Here is a 14,732-nt window from a genome sequence, read left to right on the forward strand (position 1 = left end):
TCTAAATTTTTAGGTGAAGCAATTAAGTTTCAGTATGGCATTAAGCCCCTAATTCCAGTTGATTTTTTACCAGTTTATAATAATCGCCTTTTAACGCGGTAAGTTCCAGGTGGGTGCCTTGCTCAATAATGCGGCCCTTGTCAAGTAAAATAATATTATCGGCATGGCTTACAGTACTTAGCCGATGAGCCACAATAACCACTGTGCGGCCTGTAAAAAATTCTTTCATGTTATCCATTATCACGCGTTCGTTATTGGCATCAAGGGCATTGGTGGCCTCGTCAAATAAAATATACTCGGGGTTTTTATAAACCGCCCGGGCTATTAAAAGGCGTTGCCGCTGGCCCTGGCTTATACCGTTACCTTCGGCCCCTATCTTGGTTTTTAAGCCCAGTGGCAGTCCGTCAATAAAGTCCTGTATGTTGGCAACATGGATAGCATGGCTTAGTTTATCTTTGTCGGGATAATCATCACCTACTGATATGTTGCGTTCTATCGAATCTGAAAAGATAAATCCATCCTGCATAACAACACCACAGTGGCTGCGCCACGTTTTAAACCCGATGTTAGCAAGCGATTGGCTGCCTATTTTAATATCGCCTTTCTCGGGCTCGTAAAACCTGAGCAACAGTTTTAATATGGTAGTTTTACCGCTGCCGCTCATACCCACTATAGCGGTGGTTTTCCCCTGCGGGATTTCGAGGTTTATGTTTTCAAGAACCGGGTCATTCCCGGCACCCGGGTAACGGAAGGTGAGGTTATTTAAACTTAAACCACGGTTTTGGGGCAGGGTATGGTTATATTCTTTATCTATTGGTTCTTCATCAGCCATTTCGTGGATCTCGTTGAGGCGTTCCAGGCTGATCTTGGCGTCCTGAAATCCCTGTATAAAGCCCAGGAATTGTTGTATTGGCCCATTTAGCTGCCCAATGATATATTGTACCGCTATCATCCCGCCCAGGCTAAGCTGCCCATCTATAACAGCTTTAGCACTTAAAAAGGTTATAAGCAGGTTAGTAGACTCATTAATAAAGGTTGAGCCCCCTTGCTGGTATTGGCTTAACGCCAGGTTTTTAACGTTAAATTTAAACAACCGGGCTTGCAGGTGTTCCCATTCCCAGCGTTTTTGCTGCTCGCAGTTATTCAGTTTTATCTCCTGCATGCCACTTACCAGCTGCACAATGCTGCTTTGGTTTTTGGAGGAGATCTCGAAGCTTTTATAATTAAGATCGCGCCGGCGTTTTAAAAAGGCGAAGATCCACCCCATGTATAGCACGCTGCTTACAACGTACACAAAAAATATAGCGATATTATAGTAAGCCAATACTACAGAAAATACAAGGAGGTTAAACATCGAAAACAGGGTGCTTAGGGTAGAGCCTGTTAAAAAAGACTCGATACGGCGCTGGTCGCTCATGCGCTGCATAATATCGCCCGTCATTTTGGTATCGAAAAAACTCATGGGTAATTTCATCAGCTTGATCAAAAAATCGGTTAGGATGGAAATGTTTACCCGGGTGCTGATGTGGAGCAGTATCCATGAGCGTATAAATTCGACACTAACCCTGCCAATAATAAGTGCCGCCTGTGCAATAATTACAATATATACAAAGTTTAGGTTGCGGGTGTTTATACCAATATCAACTACAGATTGTGTTAAAAATGGCGCAACCAATTGCAGTAGGGTACCTATGCCCAAACCGAAAAGTAGTTGTATTACCAGTTGCCGATAAGTAACCAGGTAGCGCAGTAAAAAACTCCAGCTTATTTCGGTGCCTTTCTCATCCTCCTGTTCGTAAAAGTAAGGAGTGGCGCTTAGCAGTAAAGCGATGCCCTCGCCGTTGGTGGTGTCGGCCAGCCAGTTCTTGGCAAATTCGGCCTCGGTTAAAGTTACCAACCCGCTGCCGGGGTCGGCAATGTAGTATTTGCCTTTCTTTATTTTGTAAAGCACCACAAAGTGGTTTTGGCGCCAGTGTAAAATACAGGGTAATTCGGCCTCTTTTAAGTTATCTATAGTAAGCTTAGCACCCAATGACCTGAAGCCTATTTTTTCGGATGCATCGCTAATCCCCAATAAGGATACCCCTTCGCGATTTATCTCGCAAAGCTGCCTTAAAGTTTGTACTTTAAAATTGCGGCCAAAATGTTTAGCAACCATGCGTAGGCATGTTGGGCCGCAGTCCATTTGATCGGGTTGTTTATAATAAGGGAATCCCATCAGGCTATTTAAAAAAGATAAACATAGGTTATTGTTGTAGTAGTTAAATATATACCCCTTGGGGCAATAAACCTAAAGGTATTTTAAAATCACGTAATTATACGTGGTTTTAAAGGTGCGTTATAACAATATTATCACGAAGCACTCGGCTTGGTGAAAAAGTCAATATTTTGCTAATCCCCATATTTTACACGCTAAATGCTATAGCTTTTTTGTTAAAAGAGGCCCCGTAATGTAATGATAGGTCATTAGCCGAATTATAATAGGCTGTTTATCTATCTGTTAAAAATAATTTTAAATTATTTTTTGAACAATTGATCGCAATTTCTATATTTGCAGTCCCAAAACGAAGGGAGTTTAGCTCAGCTGGTTCAGAGCATCTGCCTTACAAGCAGAGGGTCACTGGTTCGAACCCAGTAACTCCCACAAAGCCTTACAGAAATGTAAGGCTTTTTTTGTTTGATACCTGACTTAAAAGGTTAATTCCCTTTAATGTTAGTTCGTTGTTAGTACATCGGGTAACCATAAACTCCAAAAATTGGTTTACTTTAAAGTGCTTCTTAACGATAAGAGGCAAAAGTCAGATGACATTTACCCCGTTGTAGTTAGGGTAACACACAATCGCAACAATACTACTTTTAATACAGGCATTAGGGTAAAAAGCACTATGTGGGATAGTAGTTCTTTATCTATTAAAGGGAGTCACCGCGATGCCCAACCTTATAATAAAACAATAAGTGAGTTTTATAGCAAAATACAGAATGAGGCATACAAGTTAATAAACGACGAGAGTTTTTCTTTTGAGCATTTGAAAGCAGCACTGAGCAATGAAACAACGTCTGTCAGTTCTATTAAAAAAACCACTTTCAAGGCATACGGAGAGCAGCTTGTAGAAATATGTTAGGGATAAATAAAGCCGGAAATGCTATAATTTATCGTACAGCGATTAACAAGGTTGTTACCTATGCCAACACACCCAACTTATTGTTTAATGAAATCACTTATCAATTTCTTGATGGGTTTCGGAACAGCCTTATAAAGTCAGGACTTAAAGCAAACTCAATAAGTAATTACTTTAGAACCCTAAGGGCCATATATAATAAAGCCATAAAGGAAAAACTTATTAATCGGTCACATTATCCATTCCTGGATATAACCGTAAAGACAGAGCGAACTGCTAAACGTGCGATTACTGTTGATGAACAAATTTGTATTACGAAGCTGAATTTAAAAGTTAATTCCCAAGAGTGGAAAGCAAGAAGCTATTCCTTTTAAGCTTTGCACTAAGAGGCGCGTCATTCACAGATTTGGCATATCTCAAACCGGAGAACATACGAAAAGGTTATTTAACCTATAAGCGTAGGAAGACAGGCAAGGAACTTAAAATAAAGCTGCTGCCGTTGACTAATGAAATACTTAATCATTATCAAGGATCAAGTACAGATATCAAGGGAAAAAGCTCCTGCGAAGCACTATAGCGCAACAAAAGGCACCGGACGAATCTTCCGCTCCCGGTTAAAATATGTTAAGATCGAACAAAGTCATTGTGCGACTTGATTACAACTTCTATTCTCGGCGGCTTTCGACGGTATATACAAACCCATCTGACTTGTAAAATCCCAAATTGTATTCAATTGGGCGGTCACCCTGGTCATAAACAAACCTTTTGCGGAATAGTACCGGGCTTCCGGGTTCAATATCCAGTTTATTAGCTATGAATTTTGTAGCTGCCAGGGCACTTATCTCTTCCTTGGATAATTGCGCTATAACCGAATATTGTGTTTCCAGCGTTTCGTATAAGGGTTTGGTGAAATCTTCTTCGCCGGTAAGGCCAATGCGTGGGTGGAAGTAAGATACAAAATATACAAAGGGGCCTTCAATACGCCCTCTTACACGTTCAAGCTTTAATATTTTCTTGTCTGTTTTTATCTCAAAAAAGTTTGCGACTTTTTCTTCGGGAAATTCCCAGCTTAAATGCAGCTCGAAATTTTTTATAGTGATCCCTCTGGCTTTCATCTCCTGCGAAAAGCTTAACCAGTTCATTGATTTTGAGCTTAAAGACAGGTCGGCAACTTTGGTGCCTACGCCTTTCTTCCGAATAAGTAACCCCTCAAACACCAATTTATTTAACGCTTGTCTTAAAGTTGTACGTGATATGGCCAGTTGTTTAGCAAGTTCAATTTCGTTTGGAAGAAATTTTCCATCCTGATATACAGGGTCGATTATTATTTGCCTGAGCAGGGATTCTGCCTGCGCATGCAGGGGAATAGGGCTTGAATGGTCAATTCTGTATCGCATAATGTTTAGCAAACAAAGGTATAAATTTTATCAAATCCAAAGTTTGTACGTACTTATTATTGCTTTATTTAAGAGCTAATTTTTTTTGTGTAGTTGTTCAAAGTAATTTATAATACTTATAATCAATTGTTTATGTATTTAATTCAAGTTTTTTTAAAAAATGTCAACAATTAGTTTTGATTTATAAATCATGTTACTATGTTTGTACATATTATAACCTAAAGCGTCTTGCTTTTTTCCTGAATAACAATTAACCAATATAAACGAGTATGGCATTGTTGTACTATGTACATACATTCTAAAATTAATTATATAAGCAATAAGAGAAGATGGTAGCCAAAAAACATTTTTTTACAATACTTGCTGTTCTGGCAGTTAGTATTACCCAAATGCCGGCAATGGGATCAGCCGAAAGTAAAATAACCCATTACTCCCGCTTTGAACGTATCATAAAGGGGACGGTAACAGCGGATGATGGCAGCACATTACCCGGGGTCAGCGTAAAGGTTAAAGGTACATCTGCTGTTACCGTAACCGATGTTAATGGAAAGTATAGCATTAATTTGCCCGACGAGGGCGGAACTTTGATATTTAGTTACATTGGTTTTACAACAAAGGAAGTATTGGTTACCACGCCAACAGTTGATGTGGTGTTAACTTCTGGCAGCAAAGAATTATCGCAGGTGGTGGTAATTGGCTACGGCACTACACGCAAAAGTGACCTCACCGGATCAGTTGCTTCTGTAAAAGCCGATGAGTTAAAGGCGGTACCGGCTACCACGTTTGACCAGGCTTTACAGGGAAGGGCGGCAGGCGTTCAGGTTACGCAAACGTCAGGAAAGCCCGGCGCCGAAACATCTATTCGGATAAGGGGGACCAGTTCTATTAATGCAGGTAACGAGCCCTTGTATGTAATTGACGGTATGCTGGTAAATAGCGATGGCGGCGATGTAAGCACTGGTGTAAACCTGGGCCCGCGTATCAGCCCATTATCTTCCATTAACCCCAGTGATATCGAATCTATTGAAATATTAAAGGATGCATCATCTACCGCCATCTATGGTTCGCGGGGGGCAAACGGTGTTGTGCTGATCACCACAAAACGCGGCAAGACGGGTACCGGTTCGGTTATGTTTGAAAGTTATTACGGTTTACAACGAATCTCGAACAAACTGGATGTACTAAACGCGGCCCAGTATGCCGATTTTGTAAATGAGGCAAAACTCAATGCCAACCAAACCCCTGTATACGTTAATCCTAAAAATTTAGGCGAAGGCACTAACTGGCAAAATGAACTATACCGTACCGCACCTATGGCCAGCTACCAGTTATCGTTTAGTGGCGGAGATGATAAAACAAAATATAATATCTCCGGTGGATACTTTACCCAGGATGGTATTATCGTTAATTCAGATTTTAAGCGTTATTCTTTTCGGGCCAACCTTGATCGTGATCTAAGTTCACGTTTAACCGTTGGTAACAGTATCACTTACTCACGCGTATCATCATCGGGTGTGTTGACCAACGCAGGGCCTATTGTGCCCGGTGTAACAACCGCCGCCTTGTTATTTAACCCGGTATTACCCGTTTATAACAGCGGTGTTAATGGCGGCTATACCTTTGAAAACGACAGGGGCAAAATATTAGGTAACCCTATAGCAGATGCAAAAGAATACAATTCATATGGTGTAGTATCGCGCGTATTAGGAAACGTTTATGCCAGGTATAAAATAGCTGATGGCTTGGAGTTTAAAACCACTTTTGGAATCGATGCATTTTCGGACAAGGAAAATTCTTTTGGCCCTAACTTCCTGAAAAGGACGCAGGCAAGTAAGGGAGAAGCTTCGATTAGTACGGTAGAGGGTATGACCTGGTTAAATGAAAATACACTTACTTATAACAAGCAAATTAATAAAGACCATACGTTTAACCTGCTTGCCGGTTATACACTACAGCAATTTCAAAATGAAAGCTTATTAGCTTATGCTTTTGATTTTCCGGATAACCGTACCGGCTATCATAACTTAGGTGCAGCACTTAATCCGCAGAAGCCGGTAAACAACGAATCGAAATGGAGCATGATATCCTACCTTGCCCGTGCTAATTATACCTTAATGAATAAGTACTTGTTTACCTTAACGGGACGAGTAGATGGTTCATCAAAATTCGCCCAGGGGAAACAGTATGGCTTTTTCCCATCAGCTGCATTTGCATGGCGATTGTCTGAAGAAGAGTTTATCAAAAACATCAGAGCTATATCTAATTTAAAGTTTAGGGCCAGTTATGGCCTTATTGGTAACCAATCTATTGCGCCTTACCAGTCACTTGCCTTAATAGGCCCTTATGGGCAGGGTGTTTTTAACAGCGGTAATGGCAGCGAAGTGTATTCTGGTAATGAACCGCTTACTTACGTAAATAAAAACCTGAAATGGGAGAGCACCAGGCAACTTGACCTGGGGGTAGATGCTTCTTTTTTTAACGATAGGATATCGCTAACTGCAGACTATTATGAGAAAAAAACATTCGACCTGTTGTTGGCAACACCCATTCCTACAACTACTGGGTTTAGTTCAACCCTATTAAATGTAGGTAACATAGTTAACAAGGGTTTTGACTTTGATTTAAGGACCGTTAATACAACAGGGAAGTTTAGCTGGAACTCATCAATTAACATCTCAATAAACCGTAATAAGGTTACCAACCTTAACAGCGATACCGATATACAATTAGCGGGTGGAAGCCTGTTAAGAGTAGGGCAGCCTATAGGCACGTTCTATGGCTATATATTTGACGGCATTTTTCAAACAGATGCTGAAGCAGCTTCAAGCGCGGTTTTAAAAGGCCAGGAAGCCAACTCTTCTAATCCCGCATCACGTGCAAAGGCTGGTGACCGGAAATACAGGGACGTTAATAACGACCATGTTATTGATGAAAAAGACCGCACACTGCTGGGCAGTGCCCAGCCTAAGTTTACCTGGGGGTTTGGAAATAATATAAACTACAAGAATTTTGGTTTAAGCTTCTTCTTCCAGGGATCGCAGGGTAATAAAATGGCCAACCTGAACAATCTTGATCTGCTGAACTTTACGGGGCAAAACAACGTTTTGGCAGAAGCGGGCTTAAATCGCTGGACACCGGCCAACCCTAATAATAAATACCCCCGTGCACTGGCAAGTGGTAGTTTAGATGCTGGTGTGTATTCTTCAGCAATTGTTGAAGACGCGTCTTACCTGCGTTTAAAAAGCCTTTCACTTGCTTATAACTTTTCATCAGCCCTGTTAAATAAAATTAAAGTTAAAAATTTAAGGCTTTATGTAACTGCAAGCAACTTATGGACGCTAACCAACTACAGCGGTTATGACCCGGAGGCTAATACTTACGGACAAAGCACAACTGTTGTGGGTATTGACAGTGGCGGCTACCCAATGGCTAAAACATATATAGTTGGATTAAACGTAGGCTTTTAATTATAAAAAATCAGTTATGAAAATGTTCTCAAAATATAAATTGATCATCGCTTTACTTTGCGTTGCTTCATGCTCGCTTACCGCTTGCAAAAAATTTTTGATGGAAGATCCTAAAAATCTTGTAACAGAAACTAATTACTACAAAACCAGCGGCGATGCCATATCGGCTGTGAACTCTATTTATGGTTACTTAAACTCAACCAGTACAGGCACAACTGCGGGGGTTTATCATAGCTCATTTTGGGTAGCCGCGGGCCTCGCATCAGATGAGTTAAGCAATAATCAATTGGCTTCTCCGAATTTCGATCAGCTGGCTACTTTTACCTACGGGCCTCAAAATTCAACTTTACAGGATATATGGAGCACGCATTACAAGGCTATAACAATAGCTAATATAGCTATTGCCCGCATCCCTGCTATTGCAATGGATGAAACTTTAAAACAACGCTTGTTAAACGAGGCGCATTTTTTAAGGGGCCTGCTGTATTTCGACCTGGTGCGGATGTTTGGCAGTGTGCCGCTTGTTATTGTTGAAAATGATGTATTGAAACCCAGCGCTGCTTCTGTTGATGCTATATACACCCAGGTGCTAACTGATTTAACAGCGGCTGAAAACCTTCCTGCAAGTTATACGGCTGGAAACGGTTTAGGCAGGGCGACAAGTGGGGCGGCTAAAGCCATTTTGGCTAAAGTATATTTAACCCGTAAGGATTGGGCTAAATGTGCTGCCAAGGCGAAAGAAGTTATCAATTCAAACCAATACAGCCTTTGGGATGATTATGCAGATGTATTTAAACTATCTAGCCGGAACGGCAAAGAAGCCATTTTTTCTGTGGGTTTCGGTGATGGTGGCGGGTCGATTTCATTTTGGGAAGTAGGGCAGTTCAATGTAAGGCTTTTACCAAGCGACCTGAGCGTAGAAGGTGTACAAAATGCCCAGGGATGGCAGTTTCCTACACTGCCATTATACAACAGCTATGATCAGGATGACAGGAGAAGATCAACAACATTTATTACGGAGATCCACAATACCAACGGCACTACCAAAACCATCAGGCCATATATACAAAAATACTGGGACAGGGTTGCCGAGCCTGCCGGAAACGGAAGCGCGAACGATTACCCGGTTATCCGCTATGCCGATGTGCTGCTAATGTATGCCGAAGCAAGTAATGAATTGGGCAATTCTGCCGATGCTTATAAATATATCAACATGGTTAGGAAAAGGGCCCGCTTCAACGGAACCGCTTATTTAAATATCCTTCCTGACTATAGCAGCCTTACCAAAGATGAATTCAGGGCTGCGGTATTACAGGAGAGAAAATGGGAATTTGTTGCCGAAGGCCAGCGCTGGTTTGATCTTGCGCGTACCGGAACGCTTGAGAAACTGGTGCCTATAGCAAAACCGGGTGTGGTGCCATCTGCCAAAAATTACTTATTTCCTATACCACAAACAGAAAGGGACGTAAATCCTAACCTTCCGCAAAATGCGGGTTACTAATACTTAATATATCAAATTAAATAGATACAATTATTTTGAAAAGTTCAAACTACGATAAGTTTCCGGTTATAAAGGCCCAGTTAAATGAATGTATAACCGGCTGGGATACCATTGCGCAGGAGATATTAGCGGCGGCTTCAACAGTGCAGGGCAAACCTGTTATTGCAATTGAATGCTATCCTGGTGTAAACACCAGTGAGATACGAAACGGGTTGTTAGATACTATAAAGCAAGCCCATATTATAGATACCGCCACCGCATTTAAGAGCGAGGAGGAAATTAACAAAATGGTATATCCTTATGTAACCGACGACCCCGTTTTTGGTTACATAACCCCACTGGCGCTAAAAGATTTTTTTGATGCTGAAAAGGTGGCGCGGTTAATTAGCGCTATTGAGAGTTCTCCTAATAATCTTGTATTGGTAATAGGAGCAGGCGCGTCACTTATTGCTGAACAGCCGGCATTGTTAATTTATGCTGATATGCCACGCTGGGAAATTCAGCTGCGTTTCAGGAAGCAGGCGGTACCAAATTTAGGTGTTAGTAATAATAGCGCCAGTTTTTCTTATTTATACAAACGGGCGTTTTTTGTTGATTGGCGCGTATGCGACCGGCAAAAAAAGGCTTTAAAAAATAAGATTGATTTTTGGTTAGACACAACTAAGGCAGATGAACCCAAATTGGCTACTGCAGCAGCTATTAACCAGGCATTGGCAAGCGCAGTTCAACAGCCATTCCGTGTGGTTCCTTTCTTTGACCCGGGGCCGTGGGGAGGCCAGTGGTTAAAAGAAGAGTTTGACCTGGACCGCTCCGAAAAGAATTTTGCATGGGGTTTTGATTGTGTACCCGAGGAAAATAGCTTGCTGATACAGTTTAAAAATGATGTATTTGAACTGCCGTCTATAAACCTTGTATTTGATCATCCGCAGGAATTACTGGGCGAAAAAGTTTACCGGGCATTTGGCGATGAATTCCCAATAAGGTTCGATTTTTTGGATACCATGCAGGGAGGTAACCTGAGTTTACAGGTGCATCCGTTAATGGAATATATCCGCGAAAAATTTGGGATGGGGTATACGCAGGACGAAAGCTATTATTTTTTAGAGGCTGCGGACGACGCCTTTGTTTACCTCGGTTTGAAAGAAAATATTGTTCCGGAAAAAATGATAGCCGGGCTGGAAAGCGCCCAGGCTGGAAATGGCCCGTTTGAAGCGGAACAATATGTTGAAAAATGGCCTATTAAAAAACACGACCATATATTGATCCCGGCGGGCACGGTACATTGCTCCGGCGCTAACAGCGTTGTACTCGAGATCAGCGCTACGCCATATATTTTTACTTTTAAGCTTTGGGATTGGGGCCGTATGGGGCTTGATGGTAAGCCAAGGCCAATATCAATAGCGCATGGTAAAAACGTGATCCAATGGCAAAGAACAACCGAATGGACCAAGGAGAACCTGGTTAATAAATTTGAACCTATTACTGAAGGTGATGGCTGGCGAGAGGAACGTACCGGTTTAAGCACCACCTCGTTTATTGAAACCCGCAGGCACTGGTTTACAAAAACAGTACAGCATAATACCCATGGCGTAGTAAACGTGTTGAACTTAATTGAAGGACGGGAAGCGATCGTAGAAAGCCCGTTAAACGCGTTTGAACCATTTATAATTCATTATGCCGAAACTTTTATAGTGCCCGCCGCGGTTGGCGCTTATACTATTACGCCGCATGGCGAATCGTCAGGTAAGCAATGTGCTACCATTAAAGCATCTGTACGGACCAATAACCTTAAAAATTACCGCATAAATTAATATGGAAAATAACCTTTCAAAGTGGTTTGTTTACAGAATAACCCTGGTTGCAGCCATAGGTGGTTTACTTTTTGGTTATGACACCGCTGTTATTGCCGGCGCGATAGGTTTCTTACAGACCAAGTTTCAGCTTTCACCGGTTATGATGGGCTGGATAGCCTCCTGCGCTTTAATTGGCTGTATTGTAGGGGCTATGTTTGCCGGCTCGCTAAGCGATTGGGCGGGGCGAAAAAAAATACTGATCCTTTCCGCTATCCTTTTTGCCGTTTCCTCATTAGGTATAACACTTTTTGACAGTATTAATGCATTTGTTTTTTTCAGGATAATCGGTGGCTTAGGCATCGGGATAGCATCGATGCTGGCCCCTATGTATATTGCAGAAATTGCGCCTGCTGATATCCGCGGCAAACTGGTATCTATTAATCAACTTGGTATTGTTACAGGTATTTTACTTATCTATTTTGTTAATGCGGCCATCGCCGGTTTATATGACGAAGCCTGGAATATAGCTGTAGGTTGGCGCTGGATGTTTGGCTCGGGTTTGTTACCATCAGGTATATTTCTTGTACTGCTCATCTTCGTTCCTGAAAGTCCGCGCTGGTTATCTGAACATGGCAAAACAGATGAATCATTAGCCATACTAACCCGCATAAACGGACAGCAAAAAGCAATTATTGAGCAGGAAAGTATTGATAGGTCTATCCTGTTGGAAGAATCAGGCGCTATAACTGAGCTTTTTAAACCCGGCCTAAGGAAGGCCCTGGTTATTGGTGTAGTATTAGCCATATTTTCACAAGTAACGGGCATTAACGCTATCATGTATTATGCCCCCGAAATATTCAAATCTACCGGCGACGGATCTAATTCAGCCCTTTTACAAACTATACTGGTAGGCCTTGTAAACCTGGTTTTTACTTTCGTAGCTATCAAGTATGTAGATCGTTCCGGCCGGAAATCCCTATTGTTGGCGGGGGCGGCGGGCATGTCTGTTTGTTTAGCGCTTACCGGTGCGGCTTTCTATTTCAATATGGTGCAGGGCTGGCTTGTTTTGATCACCATACTGGCCTACATCGCGTTTTTTGCCGTATCGCTTGGGCCATTAACATTTGTGATAATTGCAGAGATCTTCCCAAACAGATTGCGTGGAATAGCTATGTCGATATGTATATTCTTTTTGTGGGCGGCAGTTTACCTGGTGTCGCAAACATTCCCGGTTCTATTACAATCAATTGGCAACGCTTATACCTTTTGGATATTTATGCTCATGTCCATTATAGCTTTCCTGTTTGTATGGAAAGTAGTGCCCGAAACTAAAGGGAAAAGCCTGGAAGAAATTGAACAAATGTGGAGCACAAATAAATAACAGATTAAATAAACCTGAAATATGAAAAATTCTTTATTCAAACTGATCGGCATATGTTTGCTGGTAATAATTGCTTTTAACGCTTGCAAGAAAGATAAGCAGGACCTTAATAAACCTGTTGTAGCATTGTCAACCGACTCTTTTACCGGTAAATCCGGACAGTCTGCCACAATAAGGGTAACCGTTTCATCTCCTGTGGGGATTAAGTCACTGGTCATTACCAAGGGTGTAAACCTACAGCAGGATATCGCATTTGGTGAAAACGGAACTTTAAACATTGCGCCTGAAACCGCCGGGCAAAAAAGCTGGGATTATACCTTCACCTATCAGCTAAAACCCGAAGAGGTAGATAAACTGGTGGGGTTTAATTTTAAGGTGGTTGACGTAAATGGTGCAGAAGCGGAGAAAGACCTGACCGTGAATACAACAGTGTCGGCAGCGCAGATTTTGGCAACCTATAAATGGAACCTAAAAGCTAAATTCGATGAAACCCTTAATGTAGCAGATTTTAAAGATTGTGAGAAAGACGACTTTTACACCTTTAATGCCGACGGTACGATGCAATATGGATATGGCACAAGCGCATGCGATTTTGATGGCTTTAATGCCTACACCGGCTGGACTTTAAGCGATGACGAAAAAACACTAACTATTACTTATGCATCGATCTTCGACCCTGCAAAAATAACGGTAGATAAATATAATGTTCGCGCACTTAGTAAAGACAGGTTAATATTAGATATAGCTTATGACTTGACTGTCTTTGGCCTAAGCGATCATGAAGTTTATGTATTTACTTACGATGCCAGCAATAAATAATCATGAATAAAACACGAATGTTAAAAAATATATGCTTCGCTGCAGCCCTGTGCGGTAGCTTAAGCCTTGCGTTCACAACGGCATCGCATAATAAGATAAACCCACTAAAGAATGCAGCTGCTGATACCTTGAAGTTTAGCGTAAGCGAAGCGCCGGAGTGGTCTGCGCTTTTTAAAAGGAGCAGCGGCTGGTTTGGCGGCGATGGGATTTTTGCTATACCGCTAAACGGCGTTGATAAGCCTGGTAACGCACCGGTAAAAACAATGATTGTTTTTAGTGATACCATGCTTGGCGAAATAACAGATGGCACACTGCAGCCCGGTTTTAAAATGATCCACAACTCTGTTGCTTATTTAAATAACCGTGAACCGATTGAAAAAAACCTTTCTTTTCATTGGAAGAAAACCAAAGACGGTAAGCCGTTATCTATTTTTAAACCTAAAACCAAAAACACTAAACCCGGCGATTATTTCTGGCTAGGCGATGCCTTTGTAAATAAGGACCTGAACAACGCCACTTATATATTTGCCTATCGCATTAAAAACATTAGTGAGGCTGCGTTTGGCTTCGCGGAGGTTGGTAATGTGTTGATCAAAGTGCCAGCTGGCAGTAAACCTCCTTTTACCAATCAGCAGCAAATGGATACGCCATTCTTTATCCCTGCTAAAGATGGGAAGGACGAAGTAACCTTTGGGGGTAGCATATTTGTAAACACTGCCAATGCTGGGGCTAAAAAACCTGATGGGTATGTGTATGTATATGGTATTAAGGGTAAAGATAAACAAGTTGTTGTGGCACGTGTTCAACCAAAATTGTTTGAACAGTTCGGCGCCTGGCGCTTTTGGGATGGCAACCAGTGGAATAAAGACATCAATAAGGTAGCAGGAATTGCCGATCAGGCCTCTAACGAATTAAGCGTAAGCGAACTTCCCGACGGAAGGTACGTAATGGTTTTTATGGGGGGGGTAATGACAAACAAAGTTGGCCTGCGCGTTGGTACAACTCCGGTTGGCCCGTTCGGTTCTGTTATAAACGTTTGGGATGCCAAAGATGCTATCGAAGGAAAAAATTTCTTTACCTATAATGCCAAGGCGCATCCGGCCCTATCTAAACCGGGAGAGTTGCTGATCAGCTATAATGTAAACTCCTTTGATTTTTGGAATGACGTTAAAAAGTTCCCAAATCTGTACCGTCCAAGATTTATTAAATTAAAATTAAACTAACCGGTAAGCCAAACACTATATAACAAGTCACT

10 protein-coding genes and 1 tRNA gene are annotated in these 14,732 nt (G+C 41.7%); 9 read left to right on the forward strand and 2 right to left on the reverse strand.

All coding sequences use genetic code 11. The features are described from left to right. Positions 1–40: 40 nt before the first annotated feature. Positions 41–2,218 (reverse strand): peptidase domain-containing ABC transporter, encoded by a 2,178-nt coding sequence (locus IDJ75_RS17235; RefSeq protein WP_191176896.1) that lies wholly within the window; start codon positions 2,216–2,218, stop codon positions 41–43. A gap of 351 nt (positions 2,219–2,569) precedes the next feature. Between IDJ75_RS17235 and IDJ75_RS17240 the strand changes: the two genes are divergently transcribed. The 3 genes from IDJ75_RS17240 (at position 2,570) to IDJ75_RS21525 (ending at position 3,493) form a co-directional block, all read left to right on the forward strand. Next, a tRNA-Val gene (locus IDJ75_RS17240) sits at positions 2,570–2,644 on the forward strand. A gap of 127 nt (positions 2,645–2,771) precedes the next feature. Next, positions 2,772–3,122 (forward strand): Arm DNA-binding domain-containing protein, encoded by a 351-nt coding sequence (locus IDJ75_RS21520; RefSeq protein ID WP_394368115.1) that lies wholly within the window; start codon positions 2,772–2,774, stop codon positions 3,120–3,122. Beyond that, positions 3,116–3,493 carry a phage integrase SAM-like domain-containing protein gene (locus IDJ75_RS21525; RefSeq protein ID WP_191176898.1) on the forward strand — a complete coding sequence of 126 codons (378 nt, stop codon included), beginning with the start codon at positions 3,116–3,118 and terminating at the stop codon, positions 3,491–3,493. Before IDJ75_RS21520 ends, IDJ75_RS21525 begins: the two co-directional genes overlap by 7 nt. A gap of 291 nt (positions 3,494–3,784) precedes the next feature. Here the strand turns inward: IDJ75_RS21525 and IDJ75_RS17255 are convergent, their stop codons facing one another. Beyond that, positions 3,785–4,516: a GntR family transcriptional regulator gene (locus tag IDJ75_RS17255; RefSeq protein WP_191176899.1), complete on the reverse strand. Its 732-nt coding sequence runs from the start codon at positions 4,514–4,516 to the stop codon at positions 3,785–3,787. Positions 4,517–4,914: 398 nt separating this feature from the next. Here IDJ75_RS17255 and IDJ75_RS17260 point away from each other — a divergent pair, with 398 nt between their 5' ends. Genes IDJ75_RS17260 through IDJ75_RS17285 form a run of 6 tightly spaced genes read left to right on the forward strand, consistent with a single transcriptional unit; the run spans position 4,915 to position 14,700 of the window. After that, positions 4,915–7,983 carry a SusC/RagA family TonB-linked outer membrane protein gene (locus tag IDJ75_RS17260; protein WP_191176900.1) on the forward strand — a complete coding sequence of 1,023 codons (3,069 nt, stop codon included), beginning with the start codon at positions 4,915–4,917 and terminating at the stop codon, positions 7,981–7,983. A gap of 16 nt (positions 7,984–7,999) precedes the next feature. After that, entirely contained in the window at positions 8,000–9,484 is a 1,485-nt protein-coding gene (locus IDJ75_RS17265) for a RagB/SusD family nutrient uptake outer membrane protein (RefSeq protein ID WP_191176901.1), read from the forward strand. Between the two features lie 35 nt (positions 9,485–9,519). Beyond that, entirely contained in the window at positions 9,520–11,295 is a 1,776-nt protein-coding gene (locus tag IDJ75_RS17270) for a class I mannose-6-phosphate isomerase (RefSeq protein WP_224746652.1), read from the forward strand. Between the two features lies 1 nt (position 11,296). Next, positions 11,297–12,658, forward strand: coding sequence for a sugar porter family MFS transporter (locus IDJ75_RS17275; RefSeq protein ID WP_191176902.1), 1,362 nt, complete (start codon positions 11,297–11,299; stop codon positions 12,656–12,658). 21 nt (positions 12,659–12,679) lie between these two features. Further along, positions 12,680–13,477, forward strand: coding sequence for a lipocalin family protein (locus IDJ75_RS17280; RefSeq protein WP_191176903.1), 798 nt, complete (start codon positions 12,680–12,682; stop codon positions 13,475–13,477). 17 nt (positions 13,478–13,494) lie between these two features. Then, a complete protein-coding gene (locus IDJ75_RS17285) occupies positions 13,495–14,700 on the forward strand; it encodes a DUF4185 domain-containing protein (protein ID WP_191176904.1) in 1,206 nt (401 codons plus the stop codon). Positions 14,701–14,732: the final 32 nt, after the last annotated feature.

It is taken from the genome of Mucilaginibacter rigui (assembly GCF_014773275.1).
Lineage (GTDB): Bacteria > Bacteroidota > Bacteroidia > Sphingobacteriales > Sphingobacteriaceae > Mucilaginibacter > Mucilaginibacter rigui_A.

Excerpts from the sequence above, each read along its gene's own strand:
- IDJ75_RS17235 (WP_191176896.1), bottom strand. The coding sequence starts at position 2,218 with ATGGGATTCCCTTATTATAAACAACCCGATCAAATGGACTGCGGCCCA.
- IDJ75_RS21525 (WP_191176898.1), top strand. The coding sequence starts at position 3,116 with ATGTTAGGGATAAATAAAGCCGGAAATGCTATAATTTATCGTACAGCG.
- IDJ75_RS17255 (WP_191176899.1), bottom strand. The coding sequence starts at position 4,516 with ATGCGATACAGAATTGACCATTCAAGCCCTATTCCCCTGCATGCGCAG.
- IDJ75_RS17260 (WP_191176900.1), top strand. The coding sequence starts at position 4,915 with ATGGGATCAGCCGAAAGTAAAATAACCCATTACTCCCGCTTTGAACGT.
- IDJ75_RS17265 (WP_191176901.1), top strand. The coding sequence starts at position 8,000 with ATGAAAATGTTCTCAAAATATAAATTGATCATCGCTTTACTTTGCGTT.
- IDJ75_RS17275 (WP_191176902.1), top strand. The coding sequence starts at position 11,297 with ATGGAAAATAACCTTTCAAAGTGGTTTGTTTACAGAATAACCCTGGTT.
- IDJ75_RS17280 (WP_191176903.1), top strand. The coding sequence starts at position 12,680 with ATGAAAAATTCTTTATTCAAACTGATCGGCATATGTTTGCTGGTAATA.
- IDJ75_RS17285 (WP_191176904.1), top strand. The coding sequence starts at position 13,495 with ATGTTAAAAAATATATGCTTCGCTGCAGCCCTGTGCGGTAGCTTAAGC.